The sequence below is a fragment of the Microbacterium aurantiacum genome, assembly GCF_002872075.1.
Lineage (GTDB): Bacteria > Actinomycetota > Actinomycetes > Actinomycetales > Microbacteriaceae > Microbacterium > Microbacterium aurantiacum_A.
This window is the reverse complement of sequence record NZ_PGGU01000005.1, coordinates 199,188-222,429: the sequence shown is the minus strand read 5'-3', so window position 1 is coordinate 222,429 and position 23,242 is coordinate 199,188. Positions and strand designations below refer to the sequence as shown.

22 protein-coding genes are annotated in these 23,242 nt (G+C 68.5%); 14 read left to right on the top strand and 8 right to left on the bottom strand.

Annotated features, from left to right (window positions below; all coding sequences use genetic code 11):
- Positions 1–35: 35 nt before the first annotated feature.
- Positions 36–899, bottom strand: a complete 864-nt coding sequence (locus CUR96_RS04050) for a LysR family transcriptional regulator (protein WP_102191996.1) — start codon at positions 897–899, stop codon at positions 36–38.
- A gap of 78 nt (positions 900–977) precedes the next feature.
- Here CUR96_RS04050 and CUR96_RS04045 point away from each other — a divergent pair, with 78 nt between their 5' ends.
- A complete protein-coding gene (locus CUR96_RS04045; RefSeq protein WP_102191995.1) occupies positions 978–1,895 on the top strand; it encodes an EamA family transporter in 918 nt (305 codons plus the stop codon).
- Positions 1,896–1,901: 6 nt separating this feature from the next.
- On the opposite strand, the gene ffh is transcribed toward CUR96_RS04045, so the two are convergent.
- The gene (gene ffh / locus CUR96_RS04040) at positions 1,902–3,458 is read right to left on the bottom strand and encodes a signal recognition particle protein (protein WP_102191994.1); all 1,557 of its coding nucleotides are present in this window, start codon (positions 3,456–3,458) and stop codon (positions 1,902–1,904) included.
- A 101-nt stretch (positions 3,459–3,559) separates the two neighbouring features.
- A complete protein-coding gene (locus tag CUR96_RS04035) occupies positions 3,560–4,147 on the bottom strand; it encodes a TetR/AcrR family transcriptional regulator (RefSeq protein WP_102191993.1) in 588 nt (195 codons plus the stop codon).
- Between the two features lie 98 nt (positions 4,148–4,245).
- On the opposite strand from CUR96_RS04035, the gene lipB reads away from it, so the two are divergent.
- Positions 4,246–4,884: a lipoyl(octanoyl) transferase LipB gene (gene lipB, locus CUR96_RS04030; protein WP_102191992.1), complete on the top strand. Its 639-nt coding sequence runs from the start codon at positions 4,246–4,248 to the stop codon at positions 4,882–4,884.
- A complete protein-coding gene (lipA, locus tag CUR96_RS04025; RefSeq protein ID WP_102191991.1) occupies positions 4,881–5,873 on the top strand; it encodes a lipoyl synthase in 993 nt (330 codons plus the stop codon). The genes lipB and lipA overlap by 4 nt, the downstream gene beginning before the upstream one ends.
- Before the next feature lie 6 nt (positions 5,874–5,879).
- On the opposite strand, the gene CUR96_RS04020 is transcribed toward lipA, so the two are convergent.
- The 3 genes from CUR96_RS04020 to smc all read right to left on the bottom strand — a co-directional run bounded on the left by CUR96_RS04020 (position 5,880) and on the right by smc (position 10,954).
- Positions 5,880–6,380, bottom strand: coding sequence for a DUF2004 domain-containing protein (locus tag CUR96_RS04020; protein ID WP_102191990.1), 501 nt, complete (start codon positions 6,378–6,380; stop codon positions 5,880–5,882).
- A 44-nt stretch (positions 6,381–6,424) separates the two neighbouring features.
- Positions 6,425–7,297, bottom strand: coding sequence for a signal recognition particle-docking protein FtsY (gene ftsY / locus CUR96_RS04015; RefSeq protein WP_102191989.1), 873 nt, complete (start codon positions 7,295–7,297; stop codon positions 6,425–6,427).
- A gap of 117 nt (positions 7,298–7,414) precedes the next feature.
- Positions 7,415–10,954, bottom strand: coding sequence for a chromosome segregation protein SMC (gene smc / locus CUR96_RS04010; protein ID WP_102191988.1), 3,540 nt, complete (start codon positions 10,952–10,954; stop codon positions 7,415–7,417).
- 512 nt (positions 10,955–11,466) lie between these two features.
- On the opposite strand from smc, the gene CUR96_RS04005 reads away from it, so the two are divergent.
- From CUR96_RS04005 to CUR96_RS03985, 5 genes are all read left to right on the top strand, one after another.
- Entirely contained in the window at positions 11,467–11,757 is a 291-nt protein-coding gene (locus CUR96_RS04005; protein WP_102191987.1) for a hypothetical protein, read from the top strand.
- A 16-nt stretch (positions 11,758–11,773) separates the two neighbouring features.
- The gene (locus CUR96_RS04000) at positions 11,774–12,862 is read left to right on the top strand and encodes a GNAT family N-acetyltransferase (RefSeq protein WP_102191986.1); all 1,089 of its coding nucleotides are present in this window, start codon (positions 11,774–11,776) and stop codon (positions 12,860–12,862) included.
- On the top strand, positions 12,859–13,941 hold the full coding sequence (locus tag CUR96_RS03995; protein ID WP_102191985.1) for a GNAT family N-acetyltransferase: 1,083 nt from the start codon (positions 12,859–12,861) through the stop codon (positions 13,939–13,941). The genes CUR96_RS04000 and CUR96_RS03995 overlap by 4 nt, the downstream gene beginning before the upstream one ends.
- Before the next feature lie 106 nt (positions 13,942–14,047).
- Positions 14,048–14,758, top strand: a complete 711-nt coding sequence (locus CUR96_RS03990) for an ABC transporter ATP-binding protein (protein WP_102192261.1) — start codon at positions 14,048–14,050, stop codon at positions 14,756–14,758.
- Complete coding sequence (locus CUR96_RS03985) at positions 14,755–16,077, top strand: FtsX-like permease family protein (protein ID WP_102191984.1); 1,323 nt, start codon at positions 14,755–14,757, stop codon at positions 16,075–16,077. Before CUR96_RS03990 ends, CUR96_RS03985 begins: the two co-directional genes overlap by 4 nt.
- 17 nt (positions 16,078–16,094) lie before the next feature.
- Here the strand turns inward: CUR96_RS03985 and CUR96_RS03980 are convergent, their stop codons facing one another.
- Together CUR96_RS03980 and fdhD are read right to left on the bottom strand one after the other, a co-directional pair.
- Positions 16,095–18,452: an FdhF/YdeP family oxidoreductase gene (locus tag CUR96_RS03980; RefSeq protein WP_245861075.1), complete on the bottom strand. Its 2,358-nt coding sequence runs from the start codon at positions 18,450–18,452 to the stop codon at positions 16,095–16,097.
- On the bottom strand, positions 18,433–19,332 hold the full coding sequence (gene fdhD / locus CUR96_RS03975; RefSeq protein WP_102191983.1) for a formate dehydrogenase accessory sulfurtransferase FdhD: 900 nt from the start codon (positions 19,330–19,332) through the stop codon (positions 18,433–18,435). Before fdhD ends, CUR96_RS03980 begins: the two co-directional genes overlap by 20 nt.
- Before the next feature lie 70 nt (positions 19,333–19,402).
- Between fdhD and CUR96_RS03970 the strand changes: the two genes are divergently transcribed.
- The 6 genes from CUR96_RS03970 to CUR96_RS03945 are packed head-to-tail and all read left to right on the top strand — an operon-like array spanning position 19,403 to position 23,239.
- Complete coding sequence (locus tag CUR96_RS03970) at positions 19,403–20,500, top strand: HesA/MoeB/ThiF family protein (RefSeq protein ID WP_102191982.1); 1,098 nt, start codon at positions 19,403–19,405, stop codon at positions 20,498–20,500.
- Positions 20,497–21,699 carry a molybdopterin molybdotransferase MoeA gene (locus tag CUR96_RS03965; RefSeq protein WP_102192259.1) on the top strand — a complete coding sequence of 401 codons (1,203 nt, stop codon included), beginning with the start codon at positions 20,497–20,499 and terminating at the stop codon, positions 21,697–21,699. The genes CUR96_RS03970 and CUR96_RS03965 overlap by 4 nt, the downstream gene beginning before the upstream one ends.
- Positions 21,696–22,172, top strand: a complete 477-nt coding sequence (gene moaC, locus CUR96_RS03960; RefSeq protein WP_102191981.1) for a cyclic pyranopterin monophosphate synthase MoaC — start codon at positions 21,696–21,698, stop codon at positions 22,170–22,172. Before CUR96_RS03965 ends, moaC begins: the two co-directional genes overlap by 4 nt.
- On the top strand, positions 22,169–22,765 hold the full coding sequence (gene mobA, locus CUR96_RS03955) for a molybdenum cofactor guanylyltransferase (protein WP_102191980.1): 597 nt from the start codon (positions 22,169–22,171) through the stop codon (positions 22,763–22,765). Before moaC ends, mobA begins: the two co-directional genes overlap by 4 nt.
- Positions 22,758–23,006, top strand: coding sequence for a DUF6457 domain-containing protein (locus CUR96_RS03950; RefSeq protein WP_102191979.1), 249 nt, complete (start codon positions 22,758–22,760; stop codon positions 23,004–23,006). Before mobA ends, CUR96_RS03950 begins: the two co-directional genes overlap by 8 nt.
- Positions 23,003–23,239, top strand: a complete 237-nt coding sequence (locus CUR96_RS03945; RefSeq protein WP_102191978.1) for a MoaD/ThiS family protein — start codon at positions 23,003–23,005, stop codon at positions 23,237–23,239. The genes CUR96_RS03950 and CUR96_RS03945 overlap by 4 nt, the downstream gene beginning before the upstream one ends.
- The last annotated feature ends 3 nt before the right edge of the window (positions 23,240–23,242 follow it).

Sequence of the window (23,242 nt, the reverse complement as noted above, 5' to 3'; positions counted from 1 at the left end):
CGGGTCCGCCCTCTTTCGCGATTACGGCGGCGCCCTCAGTCGAGTGCGGCGAGGAAGGCTCGTGCCACGCTGCGAGGTGACCTCGCCCCCCAGGCGACATACTCGACACGGTAGGGTCCGTCGAGCACCTGCTCGGGCACCACGTCTGCATTCGATGTCTCGACGGTGCCCGGCGGGAGGAGCGTGACGGCGAGGCCGGCCGCCACCAGCCCCAGGATGAGGGTCGCAGAATCCGCCTCGAAGGCGACGTCGCGACTGAGGCCGGCAGCGGCGAACGCGGCATCGCTCTGCGCCCGCCCCGAGGTCCCCGCGGGAAAATCCGCGAAGACCTCACCGGCGAGGTCGGCCAGCACGGCATCGCGGCCGGCGAGACGATGACCGCGTGGAAGAGCGACCACGAGGCGCTCGCGCGAGAGCGCGCGCACGTCCACCCCTGTCGGAACACTGTCTTCGCGCAACCCGAGGAGCGCGATGTCGAGGTCTCCTCGCTGTACGGCCGAGACGAGGGCGTCGCTGTTGCCGACCTGGAGCTCCACCCGCACGACGGGATGCTCGGCGCGGAACCGCACGAGGAGAGCCGGCAGATCGACGGCCGTGACCGTCGGGATCACTCCGAGGCGGAGCGTGCCGACGACGCGGCCGGCTGCCGCTGCCGCATCCTCACGGGCAGCGTCCGCGGCAGCCACCGCGATCCTCGCCTGTCGGACGAATGCCTCGCCGGGTTCGGTCAGCCGGACGCTTCTGCTCGACCGGGCGAACAGCCTGTCTCCGATCTCGCGCTCCAGCGCCGATACCTGGTGACTCAGCGCCGACTGGGTCACGAAGCATCTCTCGGCAGCGCGGGTGAAGCTCAAGGCATCGGCCACCTCGACGACGTAGCGCAGTTGCCGGAGGTCCATGCATCAATGATGGCGGTTCATGGATAGCGTGACAACCATGCGTTGGACTCATGGCTTCTGGTCGCGCAGGCTGGAGCCATGAACCGCCTGACCATCGTGCTGATCACCGCCCTCGCCCCGATCGCATGGGGCACGACCTACCTCGTCACCACTGAGCTGCTTCCCGTCGGGCATCCGATGTTCGCCGGACTTCTCCGATCCCTACCCGCCGGTCTCCTCGCGGTCGCCATCAGCCGGACCCTTCCGCGCGGCGGCTGGTGGCTCAAGTCGTTCGTACTGGGCGCGCTCAACATCGCAGCGTTCTTTCCTCTCCTCTTCCTCGCCGCCGAACGTCTTCCCGGCGGCGTCGCCGCAGCGTTGGCCGGTGCTCAGCCGCTCATCGTGCTCTCGCTCGGGGCACTGGTCCTGAAAGAACGGATCAGGCCGATGACGGCGGCAGCAGCCGTGACCGGAGCCGGTGGTGTCGCCCTCATCGTGCTGGGCCCTGCCGCGCGCCTCGATGCTCTGGGCATCCTGTCCGCGCTGGGTGGCGTGACGGCCACCGGCCTCGGCATGATCCTCACGAAGCGCTGGGGACGGCCCGTCGGCGTCGGGCCCGTCGCCTACGCGGGGTGGCAGCTCTCCGCGGGAGGGCTCCTCCTGCTTCCGCTCGCACTTCTCATCGAGGGGACGCCCGCCTCGATCAGCGGAGAAGCGGTGCTGGGCTATCTGTGGCTGGCGACGGCTGGTGGAATCATCGCATACGCGCTCTGGTTCAGCGGAATCCAGAAGCTCCCCGTGATCGCACCCGGCCTGCTCGCGCTGCTCTCCCCCGTCGTTGCGACGCTCCTGGGGACGCTGGTCGCCGGCGAGTCCTTCACGCCGGTTCAGGCGATCGGCTTCGGGATCGCACTCCTCGCCCTGATCGGCGGGCAGTTCTTCGCCCGCTCGGCCAGGACCACGCAACCTCCCCTGGCCGACCCGGTCGCGGCGACGGTTCTCACAGTCGGCCGCTGAGCCTGCTCAGCCCTTGCCGAAGAGCTTCTGGATCTCGGCGAGGTCGGCCTCGCTCGGTGCCTGCGCCGCGCCGCCGCCCAGGCCGAATCCGGAGCCCGTGGGCTGACCGGTCGGCAGCCCGGCGTTCTCCGCCGCCCGCTTGGCCGGGTTGCCGGATCGGGAACCGCCAGACGACTTGCCCTTCTTGCCCCGCTTCGACGAGGCTCCGGGGCGTCCCATTCCGGGCATCGCACCCATTCCGGGGATGTTCGGGGTGCCGCCGCGCGCGACGGTCTTCATCATCTTGGCGGCCTGCTCGAAGCGCTGTACGAGCTGATTCACGTCGGTCACCGTCATACCGGAACCGCGCGCGATGCGCAGCCGCCGAGAGCCGTTGAGAACCTTCGGGTTGCGCCGCTCGCCGGGCGTCATCGAACGGATGATCGCCTCGGTGCGGTCGATCTCACGGTCGTCGAAGTTCTCCAGCTGCTGCTTCATCTGGCCCATGCCGGGGAGCATGCCCAGCATCTTCTTCATCGAGCCCATCTTCTTCATCTGCTGAAGCTGGTCGAGGAAGTCCTCCAGGGTGAACTGCTCGGTCGCGAGCTTCTCGGCCATCTTCATGGCCTCTTCCTCATCGAAGGCCTGCTGGGCCTGCTCGATGAGGGTCAGGATATCGCCGAGATCGAGGATACGGCTCGCCATGCGGTCGGGGTGGAAGGGCTCGAGATCCTCGAGACGCTCGCCAGTGGAGGCGAAGATGATCGGACGGCCGGTGACGGATGCCACGGACAGAGCCGCACCGCCACGGGCGTCGCCGTCGAGCTTCGAGAGGACGACGCCGGTGAAGTCGACGCCCTCCTGGAAGGCCTTCGCCGTGTTCACGGCGTCCTGACCGATCATCGCGTCGATGACGAACAGGACCTCATCCGGATTCGTGGCCTTGCGGATGTCGGACGCCTGCTTCATCAGCTCCGCGTCGACGCCGAGGCGTCCTGCCGTGTCGATGATGACGACGTCGTGCTGGTGGCGACGAGCGTGCTCGACGCCGTCGCGGGAGACCTTGACCGGGTCCCCGACGCCGTTGCCGGGCTCGGGGGCGTAGACGGTGGCTCCGGCCTGCTCCGCGACGACCTGCAGCTGGTTCACCGCGTTGGGGCGCTGAAGGTCGGCAGCGACGAGAAGCGGCGTGTGCCCTTCGCTCTCCAGTTGCTTCGCGAGCTTGCCGGCGAACGTCGTCTTGCCCGATCCCTGGAGGCCGGCGAGCATGATCACCGTCGGCGCGGTCTTCGCGAACTGCAGCCGGCGCTGTTCGCCGCCGAGGATCGCGACGAGCTCTTCGTTGACGATCTGCACGACCTGCTGTGCCGGGTTCAGCGCCTTGCTGACCTCGTCGCCGAGTGCGCGCTCGCGCACCTTCGCGGTGAAGTCCTTGACGACGATGAGCGCGACGTCCGCATCGAGGAGTGCACGACGGATCTCGCGCACGGTGCCGTCGACGTCGGCCGCGGTGAGCTTTCCCTTCGTGCGCAGATTGCGGAAGGTCTCGGTGAGCCGATCGGAGAGCGTGCCAAAGGTTGCCATGGTGCGATCAATCTTACGCGAGCGGCGCCGCCACGCTCAGCGCCGCTCGGAGCCCATCTTGCGCACGCGAGATCGCGTCGCATTCACGCTTCGGATGGCCTTCAGATCCCCCACGGGAGGTCGTGGATCACCGCGAAGGCGTTCCGCAACGCCGCGTCAGGCGGGCTCTGACCCGCTCCGTGCTCGGCCCAGAACCGCAGAGAGGACAGCACCGCGGCGGCATAGGCCGCACCGAGGACGTCGGCGCGGATCACGTCTATCCCGGATGCGGTGGCGGCCGATGCGATCGCAGCCGCGAGCCGGGCGTGCCGCAGCCCGGTGTCGCGCACCAGTTCCTCCTGGAGCCCCATCGCGGCCGCGTTGCGCAGCGCCAAAGCGAGAGGATCAGGCGCGAAGTCCCGGACGATCAGAAGCAGGATGCCGCGCACGGCATCACCCCCGGCATCCGGTCCGAGCAGTTCCAGGGAGGCGATCGCCTCGTTCATCCGCTCATCCAGCCCCGACCAGAGCACGTCGCTCTTGGAGGAGAAGTAGTTGAAGAAGCTCGACCGGCTGACGCCAGCTCGCTGCGTGATGTCCGCGACGGACGTCGCGTCGTAACCACGCTCGAGGAAGAGCTCGCACGCCGCTTCGGCGAGTGTCTCGCGCGAAGACACCTTGGGGCGCCCCGCCCGACTCGTGCTGGTCATCCCCTCACGCTACCGCGCGTCGCGCCACGAGCCGAGCCGGGCACGGAGGAGTATTGTTAGACCGCATCCAACTAATGACTGAAAGAGGGCCTGCGAGCATGCTCGACATCCTCAACGCCGGCATCGCGCCGGAGTTCGTCCCGTACACCGACGGCTGGGACCTGCAGCGACGCGTCCATGCGGGCGTCGTCGACGGCAGCCGCCCTGACACACTGATCCTGCTGGAGCACGAAGCCGTGTACACCGCCGGAAAGCGCACCGAGCCGCAGGAGCGTCCGCAGGACGGCACGCCCGTGATCGACGTCGACCGCGGCGGCAAGATCACCTGGCACGGCCCCGGGCAGCTCGTCGGCTACCCCATCGTGCGACTGCCCGAGCCGATGGACGTCGTGGCGCACGTACGACGGTTGGAGCGGATCCTCATCGACGTGCTCCGCCCGTTCGGCGTCGACGGGTACCAGGTCGAGGGTCGCAGCGGGGTGTGGGTGCGCCGACCGCTCTCCGAGGACAAGGTCGCCGCGATCGGCGTGCGCGTTCAGCAAGGAGTGACCATGCACGGTTTCGCGATCAACTGCGACAACACCCTCGCCGGCTTTCGCGGGATCATCCCCTGCGGCATCACGGATGCCGGTGTGACGACCGTGAGCGAGGTGGTCGGCGCTGATGTCTCCCCCGCCGACGTCGTCGACAGCGTGACGACCGCGTTCCTCGCCGAGTACGCGGGGGTCGCCGCATGAGCGTCGCCGTCCCGGAGGGACGCAAGCTCCTGCGCCTCGAGATCCGCAACGCGGAGACGCCGATCGAGCGCAAGCCCGAGTGGATCCGCACCAAGGCGAAGATGGGTCCCGAGTACACGGCCCTGCACTCCCTGGTGAAGGAAGAGGGACTGCACACGGTCTGTCAGGAGGCAGGCTGCCCGAACATCTTCGAGTGCTGGGAGGACAAGGAGGCGACGTTCCTCATCGGGGGCTCCCAGTGCACGCGGCGCTGCGACTTCTGCCAGATCGACACCGGCAAGCCCGACGACTACGACACCGATGAGCCGCGTCGTGTCGCCGAGAGCGTGCGGCAGATGGGCCTGCGCTACGCGACGGTCACGAGTGTGGCCCGCGACGATCTCCCAGACACCGGTGCGTGGCTCAACGCCGAGACGGTGCGGAAGATCCATGAGCTGAATCCGAACACCGGCGTCGAGCTGCTCGCCAACGAGCACAACGCCGACCCGGCCTTCCTGGGGCAGATCTTCGATGCCCGCCCCGAGGTCTTCGCGCACAACGTCGAGACGGTTCCGCGCATCTTCAAGAGGATCCGCCCCGCGTTCACGTACGAGCGATCCCTGAGCGTGATCACACAGGGCCACGAAGCGGGTCTCATCACCAAGTCGAACCTGATCCTCGGCATGGGCGAGGAACCGGAGGAGGTCGTTCAGGCGCTGCAGGACCTTCACGACGCCGGGTGCGACATCATCACGATCACGCAGTACCTGCGTCCGACCCCTCGGCATCTGCCGGTCTCCCGCTGGGTGAAGCCCGCCGAATTCGTGGAGTTCAAGGAGGAGGCGGAGCGGATCGGCTTCCTCGGCGTGCTCGCCGGCCCGCTGGTGCGGTCGTCGTACCGTGCGGGACGCCTGTGGGCGCAGTCGATGGCGTCCAAGGGCCGCGAGATCCCGCCGCACCTCGCACACATCGCGGAGAGCGCCGACCTGGGCTTCGCGCAGGCGGTCTGACGCAGGTCAGTCCGCGCTCATCACCGACTGCACGCTGCCGTCGGATCCGAGATTCACGAGCAGTACGTCGTCGGTCGAGTCGGCATCCAGCGCATATTCGAGAACCGCGAACGGCTCCGAGCCGCCGTGCTCATCGGCGAGGATCGTCATGCTCATCAGGCGGAGCGAGCGGATGATGTCGACCGCCGGGTCACCGCTGACGTCGACGAGCACCTCGGCCAGTTCCTCGCCGTACACCTCCTGCTGCTGCAGGATGTACTCGGTTACCTCACTGGCCCGGTCATCGACCTCGGCGAGCATTCCGCGTCGCGCCACTGCGTCCACATTCTCCAGACCGGAGATGAGGGATGCGGCGATGTCGAGAGCCTCAGGCGATACGTCCTCCTGGTCAGGGGCGGTGAGGTCGACGGTGACCGACTGGTCACCGAGCTCCACCGTCTCGGACCAGAAGATCGATCCGTCGGGCCCCGACGAGAGGAGTCCGAAGTAGTCGTGTTCGATCGCCATAACGCTATGAAACCAGTCTCTTGGGTGCCGCGGTAGTCCCGTCGTCAGTTGACGAGGGTGGAGACGAAGACATGCGGGGTGAAACCGGTGAGATCGTCGATCCCCTCGCCCTGCCCGAGGAGCTTCACCGGGATGCCGGTGCGCTCCTGCACCGCCAGGACGAAGCCGCCCTTCGCGGAGCCGTCGAGCTTCGTGAGCACAAGACCGGTCACTCCCGCGTGCTCGAGGAAGGCCTCGGCCTGCAGGACGCCGTTCTGGCCGGTGGTGGCATCCAGAACCAGCAGCACCTCGCTGATGGGCGCCTGCTTCTCGATGACCCGACGGATCTTGGACAGCTCGTCCATCAGCCCGCCCTTGGTGTGCAGACGGCCGGCGGTGTCGATGATCGCGATCTCGATGCCCTCGCGCTGGGCGAACTCGACGGTCTGATACGCGACGGACGCCGGGTCCTGACCCTCCTGCTGGGGGCGGACTATCGCTGCTCCCCCGCGTTGCGCCCAGGTAGCGAGCTGATCGACGGCGGCGGCGCGGAAGGTGTCCGCCGCACCCACCACGACGCTGCGCTGGTAGCCGCGCAGGAACTTCGTGAACTTGCCGATCGTGGTCGTCTTGCCGACGCCGTTCACGCCGACCACGAGCACCACGGCAGGACGCTCGGTGAGCTTGAGCGTGGTGTCGAACTTGGCGAAGTGCTCCTCGAGCGTCTCGCGCAGCATCCGGTGGAGATCCTGCGGATCCGTCGTCCGGTAGCGGTCGACCTTCTCACGCAGCTCCTCGACTACCCGCTCGCTGATGTCAGGACCGAAGTCGGCGGTGATGAGTGCGGTCTCGAGGTCCTCCCACGTCGTCTCGTCGATGGTGGGTTTGACGAACATGCCGCGCAGAGCGCGACCGAGGGACCAAGACTTCTCCGCCATGGCTCCAGCCTACGGGTAGCATCCTGGGATGATCCGCGAACGGGTCTTCGTGCGCGGGTCGGCGCGGCGCAGACGCCGTCCGGGCGTCACTCGAGCCCTGAAGGTGAGCGCCGCGGCTCAGCGAGCGGCGGCGCGGTCGCCGACGCGCTGGCCGACGACGGCGGAGACGCCGTCCTGGCGCATGGACACGCCGTACAGCGCGTCGGCGATCTCCATCGTGCGCTTCTGGTGCGTGATCACCAGAAGCTGCGAGCTCTCGCGGAGCTGCTCGAACACCGTGAGCAGGCGCCCGAGGTTCGCATCGTCGAGTGCCGCCTCGACCTCATCGAGGATGTAGAACGGGCTCGGGCGCGCCTTGAAGATCGCGACGAGAAGCGCGACGGCCGCGAGCGACCGCTCGCCGCCGGACAGCAGCGAGAGCCGCTCGATCTTCTTCCCGACGGGGCGCACCGAGACCTCGATGCCCGTGGTGAGCATGTTCTCTGGATCGGTGAGCCAGATGCTGCCCGAACCACCGGGGAAGAGGAGCGGGAACACCTCGCCGAAGGCCCGCTGGGTGTCTTCGAAGGCGTCCGCGAAGATCGTCTGCATACGCTCGTCGAGGTCGGCGATGATCGTGAGCAGATCCTGACGCGTCTGCGTGAGGTCGGCGAGCTGCTCGGTGAGGAACGCATGACGCTGCTCGAGCGCTGCGAACTCCTCCAGGGCGAGCGGGTTGACGCGTCCCAGTTGAGCGAGCTTGCGCTCCGCCTCGGCGAGTCGGCGCTCCTGGATGCGGCGATCGAAGGGAATGGCGGTGTCGTCGTCAGCGCCGTCCTCGACGACGGCGAGGGGATCGCGCGGCACCGCCTGATCCGGCCCGTATTCCGCGACGAGGATGTCCTCGTCGAGGGCGAGTTCGGACGCCACCCGCTCGAGCAGGCTCGTCAGATGCAGCTTCTTCTCGTGGATCTGCAGTTCGAGTCCGTGCACGCTCTCGGTGAGCCCGGCCAGCCGTTCCCGCAGTGACGTCTCCTGTGCACGGAGCGCGGTGAGTTCCTCGTTCTGCGCGGAGCGTGCTGTCTCGGCTTCTGAGAGCGCCACGCGTGCCTCGGTGACCGACCGGTCGAGCGAATCGAGGATCCTGGGCAGCTCCTCGACCACTCCGGATGCAGCTTGGCGCTGTGCACGCCGGATCACCGCGCGGCGAGCGGCCTCGGCAGCTGCATCGCGCTCGTGCTCGCGCTGGCGCTCGAGGCCGGCGACCCGCGCCTGCGCAGCACGCACGCGCTCGCGCAGCGTCTCGATCTCCAGCCGGGCGCGCACTTCGCCCTCCCGTGCCTGCTCGAGAGCCTCGAGCAGGCCGTCGCGGGCGGACGCGTCGAGCACAGGGCGCGGAGCGGATATCGCGTCGTCGAGCTCTCCCTTCGCCTTCTCGGCCTTCGCCTCAGCATCCGCGACAGCCGCCTGGGCCTGACCGAGCCCGGATTCGAGCCGCTCGCATTCGGCGACAGCCGACTCATGGCGCACCGTGACCCGGTTCACGTGCTCGGCGTGGCTTGCGAGGGCGGCGTCGTGCTCACGGAGGAGCCGCAGCGCCTCCTTCGCATTCCGCCTCGTCGTCTCGACCGCCTCATTCGCGTCTTCGCGCGCCTCGCGGAGGGAATCGACGATGACCTGGACCTCGGCGAGCCGCTCGGACGCCGCATCGCGCTCAGCTGCGAGTTCGAGCCGTGATCGCTCGCCTCCTGAGCTGGTGCGCAGAGTCTGCGCCGTGATCACGTCGCCGGTGATCGTGACGATCGTCGTGGTGGTGTCGCCGGTGGAGTCCAGCGCGCTCCGCGCGGCACGCGCAGCATCGAGGTCGTCGGCGATGAGCACATGCGAGAGGATGCCGAGCACCCCGTCCGGGGCCGTCACCGTGTCGACGGCCGGCGTCACGCCGGCGATCCGCGGCAGATCCACCGTCGGTCGCAGCGCTTCGGCGATCACGAAGTCGACCACTCCCCTGCGCTGCTCGGCGGCATCCGCGGCCAGGGCGAAGGCGTCGGACGCGCCGTCGACGAGCACACCCTCGGCCAGGGAGCCGAGCACAGCCGCCACAGCCGCCTCGAATCCGGCACGCACCTGCACAGAGTCGCCGACGAGGCCGCGTACTCCGTCCCCACCGGCCTTGACGATCTCCGCCGCGCCGCCCGAGATCGCAAGGGCGCTGCCGAGGGCCGCCGCCTTCGCCGTCAGCGCATCGACCTCCCGCTCAGCAGCGTGCAGACGTTCCCGCAGGGTCTCCCGCTCGCCCTCCGCCGCCGTCGCCGCACGCTGAGCACTCTCGTATGCGGCCGAATGCTCGGCTGCCGTGCCCTCCGGCGCCTCTGCGAGCTCGATGGCGTCCAGTGCGTCCGCCGCCTCGCGGCGGCGAGTGTTCGCCGCCTCCAATGCGTTCTCCTGCCGCAGAACCGCTCCACGGACCGCGGCCAGCGCGGAGGCCGCCGCATCCGCCGTGCCCCGCAGCGCGCTGAGGCGCATGTCGTACTCGGAGACCAGGGCGCTCTGTTCGGCGATGTCCACGTCGAGCGTGTCGAGTTCTGCCCTGGCATTCACGACCTCGCGACTGGCTGCGGCCGCAGCATCCTGCGCATCGCCGAGCCCCGCGGCGATCTCGGTGATCTCGTCCTTCGCCTCGTCGATCGTGCTCTGGGTCACGGTGACGGCTGTGACGGCCGCATCGTCTTCCTCGGAGCCCAGCAGCGCGAGCCGCTGATTGGCGAGCGTGAACAGCCCGCGCATCCGCTCCTGCGCCTGCTCGAGCCCGAATGCGATGCCGCGTGCCTTGTCGACCGCGACTGAATTCTGATCCTGCTCGAGCCGCAGAATGCCCGCCCGCACTCCTTCTGCCTGATCGGAGAGGACCAGGCGCTCGGTGTGACGTTCGTGCTCCGTGCGGGTGTGATCCGCGAGCGCTGTGCGCAGCGCCACGACGTCGTCGGCGAAGAGCCGCGCCTTGGCGTCGCGCACGACGGCAGCGATCGTCTGTGCTTCCCTGGCGATCTCCGCCTGCCGCCCGAGCGGCTTGAGCTGACGGCGGATCTCCCCCGCGAGATCGCTGAGCCTGGTGAGGTTCGCCTCCATCGCATCGAGCTTGCGGAGAGTCTTCTCCTTGCGGCGCCGGTGCTTGAGGATGCCGGCGGCCTCTTCGATGAATCCGCGGCGATCCTCCGGTGACGCCTGCAGCACGGTGTCCAGCCGGCCCTGGCCGACGATGACGTGCATCTCGCGTCCGAGGCCGGAGTCGCTGAGCAGTTCCTGCACGTCGAGCAGGCGGCAGTTCTCGCCGTTGATCGCGTACTCGCTGGAGCCGTTGCGGAACAGCGTCCGGCTGATCGTCACCTCGGCGTACTCGATCGGCAGCAGGCCGTCACTGTTGTCGATCGTCAGCTGGACTTCGGCCCGGCCGAGCGGTCCTCGCGTGGAGGTGCCGGCGAAGATGACGTCCTCCATCTTGCCGCCGCGGAGTGTCTTGGCTCCCTGCTCGCCCATCACCCAGGCGAGCGCGTCGACGACATTCGACTTGCCAGACCCGTTCGGACCGACGATGCAGGTCACGCCCGGTTCGAAGACGAAGCTCGTCGGCTGCGCGAACGACTTGAATCCCTTGAGCGTCAGGCTCTTCAGATGCATGCGGACAGCCTGCTCATCTGGCGCTGCTGCGCGGGGTTCGAGGACGGATCACGACTTCACGGTACCGGACTCGCCGATCGATGCTTGACGAACACACCAGACGTTCGCTAGCGTGACTGCTCGGATCGCTGTGAAAGGAGGTTACCGATGATGATCACAACTGCTCGTAGACAGGCCCCAGGCCTTGTCGCGTACAGCGCCTTTGCGCTGCGCACCGCCTTCTCGGTGACCGACCCCAGCTTCCGTCTCGTCACGGTCGCTTAGCAAGTTCGGCGCGAGAACTCTGCCCGTACGGGCCTTCTCCGCCCTGCCGGCACCACCGCCATCGACTGGTCTTCGGATCGTCGATCCTGCATGCTCCGCAACGAGCAGCACATCCACGCCCGACGCATCCTGCGTCGCGCCCCGCATCCTGCGATCCGCCGCGCATCCTGCGCACCCCGCGCATCCTCTGCGCACCCGTGCATAACGCACATCAACCTGTATACAACCGACTCTGAAACGAGAAACTCGTGAACACCCTCACGCTGCCCCGCAGCGAATCCCATCCGCCCGATACGCAGGACCTCACGGTCCTCGAGATATCCGTCCCGGCCGACCGTCGCGAACTCGCACTGACGGATCGGCTCTCCCTCCGGCTCGGCGTCTGGCTGCTGCTGCGTGCGCAGCAGGCGCAGAGCCGCGCCGAGCGCCGCGCCGAACGTGCCCAGGAGCTGGGTCTGCTGCTTCTCGAAGAGCGGAACCGCCTGCCCCTGGAACGGTACGCACTGCTCACCTACGACCTGCAGCGACAGCTGCGCTGACCTGGAGGTCACCGAAATGAGCATCCCGCTCACGGAGAACGCCACGCTGCATCCGTTCGTGCCCCCGGCACGGGCGGATGCAGCGGGCTCCGCCGAACTGCGCGAATTCACCGAGGTGCGCAACGCCGTCTATCGGGCGATCACCGGCCGCGACGATCAGGACATGACACCGGAGGAACTGCTTCCGGTCATCTCCTCCGACGAGGACGAGAAGACCCTGATCTGGACGGTGCGCATCGGCCGGGAGATGGTCGGCCGCGCCATGGTCGATCTCCCGATGGATACCGGCTCTCGCATCGCGTATGTGCTCATCGAGCTGCACCCGCACGTCTGGGGTCAGGGCATAGGCACCGCCATCTGGCCGCACCTCGAAGCCGCGGCTCGAGAGCACGGCCGCTCGATCCTGCAGTCGTGGGCGGAACAGCCCGCCTCCGCCGGGCCGACGCTGAGCTCGCCGACCGGATTCGGCACCATCCCGCACGATCACGTCGCGCGCTTCTACCTGCGTCACGGGTTCGCTCTCGAGCAGGTCGAGAGGGTGAGCTCGCTCGAGCTGGGCGAGAAGACCCGCGAGCACGTCACAGGCCTGATGCGTCAGGCGCAGGCGGCCGCGGACGGCTACCGAGTGGTGCAGTGGATGCTGCCGACTCCGGCCGAGCGCATCGAGGGCTATGCCTGGATGAAGTCGCGCATGTCGACGGACGTTCCCGCTGCCGAGCTCGTCTTCGACGAGGAGAAGTGGGACGCGGCGCGAGTCGCCCGGCATGATCAGCGCTTCCTCGACGGCGGTCAGACGGTCCAGGTCACCGCAGCCGAGCACATCGCCACCGGCGAGCTGTGCGCGTTCAACGAGCTGGCCATCGGCCAGGACCTGACCGCGGTCACGCATCAGCAGGACACCCTCGTGCTCTCCACGCACCGCGGGCATCGCCTCGGCATGCTCGTCAAGTGCGCCGCACTGCTGTCCTGGGCCGGCGTCGCTCCGGCGTCTCCCCGCGTCCTCACGTACAACGCCGAGGAGAACCGGCCGATGCTCTCCATCAACGAAGCCATCGGCTTCACCCCCATCGCCTATGAGGGCGCCTGGAAGAAGGTACTGACATGACGACCACCACCACGCTGACGATCACGCCGCTCACCGTTCCGGCGACGCTGGACGCCGCCGATGCAGCCGACTTCGTCGCGTACGGCGAGTTGAGCCGGCAGATCTGCGACGAAGAGGTCGGACTGCCCGACCTCTCACCGAACGCCGGTCAGCTGCTCCTCGGCTGGCTCGACGACACCGACTCGGTGAACCGCGGGTTCGTCGCGCGCCGCGAAGGCGTGACGGTCGGCATGGTGACGACCTCGTACCCTCAGGAGGCGGGCGCTCGCACCGTGGAGATCGACATCCTCGTCCCGCGCGAGTTCTGGGGACAGGGAGTGGAAGGGGCGCTGCTTTCCCTGGCGGAGTCCGAGGCACGCGCCCGTGGTCGCGACATCCTGCAGACCTGGACGCTGCATCGTCCGGCGGAGTCGGACCGGACGCTGACGCCGAAGACGGGATGGGGAAGCGTCCCGGCCACGAGGCTGTCGGATCTGTTCGAGGCGAACGCCTTCAGCTTCGAGCAGGTGGAACGGAACAGCGCCTTCGACCTGCACGGCGACACCGCCGCCGTGCAGAATGCGCTCGCTGCGGCGCAGGCCGCGGCCGGAGCGGCGTACCGGGAGTTCTCGTGGACGCTGCCGACTCCGCCCGAACTGCGCGCGGGTTACGCCGCCGCACTGTCGCGGCTTTCGACGGATGCTCCCACGGGCGAACTCGAGATCGATCCGGAGCACTGGGACGAAGACCGAGTCGTCCGTCGCGATCGCCGGCTGACCGGCGCGGGACAGACGGTCTCGGTCTCGGCGGTCGAACACGTGCCGTCCGGAACGATCGTCGCCTACAACGAACTCCTCGTCGGCGCCGACCGGTCGACCACGACACACCAACTCGGCACCCTGGTGCTGAAGGAGCATCGGGGCCACCGCCTCGGGACCATCGTGAAGTGTGCGAACCTGCTGCGCTGGCGTGACTTCGCGCCGGAGTCCCCGACGGTCTCCACCTTCAACGCCGAGGAGAACCGTCCGATGCTCGACATCAACGAGGCGATCGGCTTCGTGCCGGTCTCCTACGCGGGCGCGTGGCAGAAGAAGCTCTGAACCGACGTTGAGGGGGCAGGATCTCATCCTCCAGGATGAGATCCTGTCCCCTCTCTTCATTCTCAGGGCCGACGACACCGCTACCGGCCCCGACGAGGCTGGAAGCATGAACGCCGCCACCTCCGATCCACCTGTCATCGAAGCCCACGCCCTCACGAAGAGCTTCGGCTCCACTCGAGCGCTCGCCGGGGTCGACCTCGCGATCCATCGCGGTGAATCCGTCGCGATCATGGGCGCGTCGGGCTCGGGGAAGACGACGCTCCTGCATGTGCTCGCCGGTATCATCGCCCCGGACTCGGGGCGGGTCACCTTCCGCCCGGCGGCCGGGGCGGCGATGGAGGTCAACGAGCTCGGTGAGGGCGCCCGCTCACGACTGCGCAGGGAGAGGTTCGGATTCGTCTTCCAGCAGGGGCTGCTCATCCCGGAGCTCACCGCCGTCGAGAACGTCGCGCTCGCCTCGATGATCAACGGCGTGAAGCGCGCGGATGCCGTGCAGCACGCGGCATCCTGGCTCGCGGCCCTCGGGCTCGCGGGAATGGAGGATCGTCGGATCGGTGAGCTCTCGGGTGGCCAGGCGCAGCGAGTCGCCATCGCCCGCGCCCAGGCGACCGGCGCCGAGCTGGTCTTCGCCGACGAACCGACCGGAGCCCTCGACTCGCACACCTCGAATGAGGTCATGGATGCGCTGCTGTGGTCGACGACCGGTCAGGGACGCACCCTGATCGTCGTCACCCACGACGCAGAGGTCGCCGGCCGGTGCACGCGCACCGTCGCCGTCCGCGACGGCCGGATCATCTCGGCCGCGGTGGCGGCATGAACGCGCGGGTTCTCGCCCTCCTCCTCCGCCCCGCTCCCGGCCAGGGTGCTGTCCTCGCCCTCCCAATCATCGCCTTCGGCATCGTGACGACGCTCGTGCTGACCGTGATCGGCGGTGCGCAGTCCTTCTGGGGCTGGACGGACGACTACGCGCCCATCTACCAGATGCTCGCGGCGACCGCGCTGGTGCTCCTCATCGTCCCGCTCATGAGCCTCGGCGGCGCAGCCGCCCGTCTCTCGGCTCGGCGCCGTGACGAGCGCCTCTCCACTCTGCGGCTCCTCGGCGTCTCTCCGGGCGGCGTGACCGCAGCGACCGTCGTCGAGTCGATGCTGGTCGCCGGAGTCGGCGCGGTCGCCGGCGTTCTCGGCCACGTCGCCATCAGCCCGCTGATCGGCCTCATCCCATTCCGAGGCCAGCCTCTCGGCTTCTCAGCCGTCGTGCTTCCGCCGCCGCTCATCGCGGCCGTCTTCGGCGGAGTGCTGCTCCTCGCCACCGTCAGTGCCGCGGTCGGGCTCCGGCGAGTGGTCGTCTCACCGCTGGGCGTTCGCATGCGCACCGCTCCGTCCGGCGCGCACTGGATCCGCGCAGTGATCGCGGTCGGCGTCGTCGCGATCACCGTCGCGCTCGTCCGGTTCTTCCCCTCGAGCGGCGGCATCGTCGCCATGATCGTCATCCTGGCCGCGCTCTTCGCCGGTGCCCTCGCGGTGCTGAACGTCGTCGGTCCCTGGGCGCTGAAGATCGCCGCACGCCGCCAGCTGCGACGCGCCGAACAGCCGGATCGTCTCCTCGCCGCCCGGATCGTCCTGGACTCACCCAAGGCGGCCTGGCGCCAGGTGGGCGGCATCGCGATGGCCAGCTTCATGGCCGTGTTCGCCGGTACCGGCGTCGCATTGATGAATGTGATGAGCGCCGAGAACGCCGCGACGGATGACCTGGCGCTGGCGAGCGACATGCGCACGGGGCTCGTCATCACGCTGGTCGCATCGTTCCTGATGGTGGCCGCGTCCGTCGGAGTGAACCAGGCCTCGGACATCCTCGACCAGCGTGAACTGCATCGCAGCCTCCATCACCTGGGCATGCCGCTGGACACGGTCGACCGCGCACGCCGCAGGGCGATCATGTCTCCCCTGCTGGTCACCGCGATCGGTTCCGCGCTGTGCGCCGGCGCGCTCGTACTCCCGCTGCTCGGACTGGCGCTCGTCACGGCTCCGGCATCCCTGCTCACGATCGTGCTCGTGGTCGCCGTCGGTATCGGCGTGGTGTGGGTGAGCACCCGCGCCACCCGGCCGCTCCTCGCGCGGTCGTTCGCGGCCGCCTGATCGAGGTGCGGTCAGACCTACTCCCGGCCGGCCGACGGGCTGACCCGTACGTGGATGCTCTTCATCAGCGGCTGATCGCTCTGCGCGCTGTAGTCCGCCGGGCCGATGAGCACGTTCATCTCGGGCATGTAGCCCGCCGCGCTTCCGCGGGGCGTGTTGTACGTCACCGCGCGGTACTGACGAAGCTCGCGCTGTGAGCCATCCTTCGACGTCGCCACGATGTCGACGGGATCCCCGTGACCGATGCCGCGATCGCGCATGTCTTCGGAGTTCATGAAGATGAGCTCGCGGATGTTCTTCACGCCCCGGTAGCGGTCGTTGTTCGCGTAGATCGTCGTGTTCCACTGGTTGTGGGAGCGCATGGTCTGCAGCACCAGCATGTCTTCGGACGCCGGGAGCACGTCATGCAGCCGCGGCAGGGAGAACTCCGCCTTGCCCGAGCCGGTGCGGAAATCGAGGTCGCGCGCCGGCTGGGGGATGCGGAAGCCGTTGGGGTGCTTGATGAGTTCGTTGAAGCCCTCGAACCCGGGCAGCACCTCGGCCATCACGTCGCGGATGACGTCGTAGTCCGCGACATAGGACTCCCACGGCAGCGGGCTGTCCGGCGTGGTCGCTCTGGCCATCCGCGCGATGATCTCAGGCTCCGACAGCAGATGCTCGGACGCCGGCTTCTTCCCGCCGACCGAGAGATGCACCATGCTCATCGCGTCTTCGACGGTCTGTCCCTGTCGCCCCGAGGCCTGTTCGTCGGCCTCGGTTCGCCCGAGGCACGGCAGGATCAGCGCCTTCGCACCGTGCACGAGATGACTGCGGTTCAGCTTGGTGCTCACCTGCACGGTGAGATTGCACTGACTCATGCCCTCGGCGGTGTAGACGGGGTCCGGAACAGCGGCCACGAAATTGCCGCCCAGTGCGATGAACACCTTGACATCTCCCTCGTGCATGGCACGGATGCTGGCGACGGTGTCGAGCCCCGGCTCGCGCGGCGAGGTGATCCCGAGGACGGCGTCCAGCCGATCGAGCAGAGCGGCGGGTGCATGGTGGTCGATGCCGCAGGTGCGGTTGCCCTGCACGTTGCTGTGCCCGCGCACCGGCGCCGGTCCCGCACCGGGACGCCCGATGTTGCCCCGGAGCAGCAGCACGTTCATGAACTCGCGCACCATGTCGACGGCGTGCTCCTGCTGGCTCACCCCGAGACACCAGCTGATGATCGTCCGGCCCGCCTCGAGATACAGTCGTCCCGCATGACGGAGCTGCTCCTCCGTGAGCCCGGACTGCTGCACGAGTTCCGGCCAGGGCGTCGCCTCCACGAGCGCCCGGTACTCGGCGAACCCCTGCGTGTAGCTCTCGATGAAGTCGGCCGCGAGCACCGAGGGATCGTTCCTCGCCGCCTCGAACACGACCTTCGCGACGGCGCGCATCAGCGCCATATCGCCGCCGGGGCGCACCTGCAGATCGAGCGTTCCCGTGCTGTGCGTCTTGAAGAGCGCCATGTCGACGAAGTCGTGCGGCACGATCGTGCGCGTGGAGGCCGCCTCGACGAGCGGGTTGACGTGCACCACGTGCGCGCCGTTCTTCACCGCGTTCGACAGGGCGGTGAGCATCCGCGGAGCGTTCGAGGCGGCATTCACGCCGATCAGGAAAAGGAGGTCGGTGTTCTCCCAGTCCTCCAGCGTGGTGGTGCCCTTGCCTGTGCCGATCGAGGCCTTCAGCGCCCGGCCCGACGCCTCGTGACACATGTTGGAGCAGTCGGGCATGTTGTTCGTGCCGTACTCACGGATCATCAGCTGGTACATGAAGGACGCCTCGTTGCTGAGCCGGCCCGAGGTGTAGAAGGTCGCCTCGTCCGGGCTGTCCAGCTTGCGCAGTTCTTCGCCGATGAGGGCGAATGCGTCGTCCCAGCTGATCGGCGCGTATCGGTCGATCTCCGGGTCGTAGACCATCGGCTCGGTGAGCCGGCCGACGTTCTCGAGCTCGAAGTCCGTCCAGGTGGCGAGTTCGGCGACCGTGTGCTTCGAGAAGAAGCCGCTGCTCACACGCTTGTGGGTCATCTCCCACGTGACGTGCTTCATGCCGTTCTCGCAGATGTCGAGCCGCAGACCCTTCTGGTCGTCGGGCCAGGCGCATCCAGGGCAGTCGAACCCCGTGATCGGATGGTTCATCGTGAGCATCGCGCGCGCTCCACTGACCGGTTCCTTCGACCGCAGCAGAACCTCTCCCACCGAGATCGTCGCACCCCAGCCCGCCGCCGGGTGATGGTAATCCTGCTGCGACCAGGGGCGATCGGTCGCCGGGCCGTATCCGCCCTGACGAGGAACATCCGGCATCAATCCGAGTGCTGCTCCCTGCCTCCGGTCATCGTCCAGATCGGTCACGAACTGCTCCCTCCGACTGAAGGGCCGCGTCGGCGTTCCCTCCCGTTTCGATCGTCACCCGCTGCGGATGAGAGTAGACGTTCATGGATCGGCCCCGCAGAAAGCCCACCAACGTGATGCCTCGAGCATCCGCCAGCTCTGCCGCCAATGACGACGGAGCGGAGACCGCAGCGAGGATCGGGATGCCGGCCATCGCCGCCTTCTGCACGAGTTCGAAGCTCGCGCGCCCGGAGACCTGCAGCACCGTGCCACGCAACGGAAGCCGATCGTTGAGCACCGCCCAGCCGACGACCTTGTCGACGGCGTTGTGCCGCCCGACATCCTCTCTGAGCACGAGCATCTCGCCCGATCGCGCATCGAACAGCGCAGCCGCGTGCAGCCCGCCCGTCTTGTCGAAGGCGTCCTGTTGCTCGCGCAGTCGGACGGGGTACGCGGCCAGGTCCTCAGCCGCGACGGACGCGCCGTCATCGGCGACCTCGTGGTGGGAGATCGTCTCCACGGCGTCGATGCTGGCTTTGCCGCACACGCCGCAGGAACTCGTCGTGTAGAAGGAACGTGTGAGTTCCGGTGCCGGCGGCTGCACGCCCGGAGCGAGTGAGAGGTCGAGGACGTTGTAGGTGTTCTCGACGCCACCCGTGCCCGGCCCGCCGCAGTGGATCGCGGACCGGAAGTCGCCGCCTCGGGCGATCACTCCCTCCGAGACGAGGAATCCGGCCGCGAGCTCGACATCGTGTCCCGGGGTGCGCATCGTGACGGCCATCGGCGTACCCGCCACGCGGATCTCGAGAGGCTCCTCGACGGCGAGCGTGTCAGCACGGCGCTGCGACCCGCTGTCCAGTGAGATCTTCAGCACCGACCGTCTCGTCGTGATCCGCCCCATACTCCAAGAGCGTACTCCGGGCGTTGCACACCGATGCTCCGCACTGCGTACGGAGCGGTACCGTTGCTGCATGGCCTTCCCACCCCTTGTGGCGCCCGCTGCGTCGCTCTCCGATGCAGAACGCGTGCGCACGGCGCGGCAGTCACGGCTGACCGAGATCGCCGAAATCGGACAACTCCGCCTCGCGGCGGCACGGGTCGGCGTGCTCGGCGCCGGCGGCATCGGCTCTCCGGTGACGCTTTACCTGGCATCCGCCGGAGTCGGCACGATCGGGATCATCGACGACGACGACGTCGAGCGCAGCAACCTCCAGCGACAGATCGCCTTCGGCACGGCCGATGTCGGTCGGCCCAAGGCCACGGTGGCCGCGGAACGCGTCCGCGCGCTCGCCCCTGACACGCGCGTCATCGAGCATCGGACCCGGCTGACCGACTCGAATGCACAGGAGCTGCTCGGGGGTTACGACCTCATCATCGACGGCAGCGACACCTTCGACACGCGCTACGCGGTCGCGGACGCCTGCAATGCACTCGGCATCCCGCTGGTGTGGGGCTCGGTGCTGCGATTCGACGCTCAGGTCAGCGTGTTCTGGTCGCGCCCCTCAGCGGGATCGCCGGTGCGTCTGCGCGATGTCTTCCCCGAGCCTCCGGCCGCCGGAACCGTTCCCTCTTGTGCAGACGCCGGTGTGCTCGGTTCGCTGTGCGGGCAGGTCGGCTCGATGCTGGTGACCGAAGCGGTCAAGCTGATCTGCGGAGTGGGGGAACCCCTGCTGGGACGGATGCTGGTGATCGATGCTCTCAGCGGGCGCAGCCGGGAGATCCCGCTGGCAGCCCCGTCCGGCCCTGGACGACTTCCCCTGGTCTCCCCCGCGGAACTCGCAGCGCTGATCGCCGAAGCTCCGGTCACCCTGCTCGATGTGCGCGAACCGGAGGAGTACGCCGACGGAACCATCCCCGGGGCTCGCTCGCTGCCACTGGGCGCTCTGCTCGCCGATCCGCTCGCTGTGGCAGTGACCGGAACCGTCGTCGTCTTCTGCCAGCAGGGCCCTCGGGCTCGCGCGGCAGGACGGGCCCTCGCGGCAGCCCACCCCGATGCAGACCTGCGCCTTCTCGCCGGCAGCTACGCGGCGTGGTCCGCCGCGTCCGAGCCTTCCGGAAGCCTCTCGTGATCACTGTCGACGAGCACCGTACGCGTGTTCTCGACGCCTCGCACGTCCTACCGGCCGAACGTCTTCCGCTCGCTGCCGCGCTCGGACTCGTACTCGCCGATGACGTCTCGAGCCGCTGGCCGGTCCCCCTCTTCGACAACTCCGCGATGGACGGCTATGCGGTCCGGCGAGCGGATGCCGCAGCCGGTGCCGTCCTGCGCATCGTGGCCGACGTCGCGGCCGGATCGAGCGAGGATCCGCCACTCGGCCCCGGGGAGGCAGCTCGCATCATGACCGGCGCACCGGTCCCCTCGGATGCCGACGCCATCGTCCCGCTCGAGCAGACCGATCTCGGCATCGCCATCCAGGAGACTCCGCCGGAGCGGATCACGGTGCTCGCCGAACCCGGCCAGAGCGCGCACATCCGCAGACGCGGCGATGATGCCCCGGCAGGGTCGCTGGCGGTCGCCGCAGGCACGCCGCTGGGGGCATGGCAGCTGTCGTCGATCGCCTCGGCCGGACACGACCACGTCGCCGTGATCCGAGTGCCTCGAGTGGCCGTGGTCTCGACCGGCAGCGAGCTCATCTCGCCCTCCGCCACCCCGGAACGCGGTCAGATCCCGGAGTCGAACTCGGTGCTGCTGAGCGCCGCCGTCCGCTCTGCCGGTGCGGAGGTCGTCACGGTCGGCACGGTGGCCGATGACCCTGATGCACTGCGCCGCATCCTCGACGAACTGGATGCAGACGTCGTCATCCTCTCCGGCGGTGCCAGTGTCGGCGCCTTCGACGTGGTCAAGGCGGTGCTGGGTGGTGAGCGAGGCATCCGGTTCGACGCGGTCTCGATGCAGCCGGGGAAGCCGCAGGGATTCGGGGTGCTCGATTCGGGGATGCTGGCGTTCTGTCTCCCGGGTAATCCGGTGAGCGTCGCCGCGTCGTTCGAGATGTTCGTGCGTCCGGCACTGCGCCGCATGGCCGGACACTCCGTGATCGATCGGCCCCGGATCATCCGCTCGGCCGCGACCGGCTGGCGCTGCCCCCCGGGACGCACGCAGATCCTGCCCGTCGTGTTCGACGAGGACACCGTCCGTCCGTCCACGAGCGGCGGCAGCGGCTCGCATCTGGTGACGTCGCTCGCCATCGCGTCGGCGTTCGCCATCATTCCCGCCGAGACCGAGCGGGTCGAAGAAGGAGATCCTGTGACTGTGATGGTCCTGTCATGAATCAGCCGTTCACCCACCTCGACAGCGCGGGTCACGCGCGGATGGTCGATGTCACCGAGAAGCAGCCGACGGTGCGCTCGGCGACGGCATCCGGGTTCGTGCGATGCTCCGCGCGCGTGATCTCAGCCCTCCGCGACGGAACCACGCCCAAGGGCGATGTCCTCGCGGTCGCGCGCATCGCCGGAATCCAGGCCGCCAAACGCACCGCCGAGCTCCTTCCGCTCGCGCACGTCATCGGCGTGCACGGGGCACAGGTCGACCTCGAGATCGTCGACGACGGTGTGCAGATCGAAGCCACCGTGCGCACCGCCGACCGCACCGGCGTCGAGATGGAGGCGTTCACGGCGGTCAGCGTCACGGCGCTCGCGCTCGTCGACATGGTGAAGGGCCTCGACAAGTCGATCACGATCGAGAACATCGCGCTGCTCCGCAAGACCGGCGGCAAGAGCGGCGACTGGCTGCGCACTCCGTGACCGCATCGGCGCCCGGCACCGCCGCCATCATCCTCGGCGGCGGCCGTGCGACGCGCCTCGACGGGACCGACAAGGCGAGTGTGATCGTCTCCGGCGCGGCGCTCATCGATCACGTCTATGCCGCGGTCCGCGGATGCGCACCGATAGTCGCCGTCGGCCCGGACAGCATCTCCCGCCCGGGGGTCCGCGTGGTGCGGGAGGATCCTCCGTTCGGGGGTCCCGTCGCGGCCATCTCGGCAGCGCTGCCCGAGCTGACCGGACCAGATGCCGGGGAGACCTGGCTGCTGGCCTGCGACCTGCCCCGCGCCGAGGACCTCGTCGCCCGGCTCGCCCTCGTCGCGATCCCCGACGACGCGGATGCCGTGATCGCGATCGACGCAGCCGGACGCGAGCAATGGCTGGCCGGGCGCTACCGGCTGGGCCCGCTGAGACGCGCCGTCGCCCTTCTCTCCGAGACCGCGGGAGCATCCATGCGGAACCTGCTCGCTCCCCTGCGGCTGCATGCGGTCGACGACGAGGGAGCCGGAATCGACCTTGATACCTGGTCCGCGATCGAGGACTATCGGAACAGCCGAAAGGAAGATCATGCCTGACTCCCCCGCCGTCCTCGAGGAATGGGTCACTGCCCTCGCCGAGGCGCTCGGCATCGAAGACACCGATGTGCCCACGGACCTGCTGCTGGGACTCACCCGCGAGGTGGCGCACGGTGTCGTCCGGCCCGCGGGACCGTTGGCGACCTATCTGGTCGGCATCGCCGTCACAGCCGGTATGCCGGTGGAGGACGCGGTGGCGCGCACACGCGCGGCCATCGCGGGCTGGCAGGCACAGGTATGAGGCTGCGTTACTTCGCCGGAGCGGCCGACGCGGCGGGCCGCGACGAGCAGCAGGTCACGGGTCCGATCACACTCGGTGAACTGCGAGCGTCGTTGAGCGCGGAGCACGGCCCGGAGTTCGCCGATGTGCTCGGTCGCTGTTCGCTTCTCGTGGACGGGGTGCGCGGAGCGGATGACGTGCTCGTCGCGGACAGCGCGACCGTCGACGTTCTCCCGCCCTTCGCCGGCGGCTGAGCC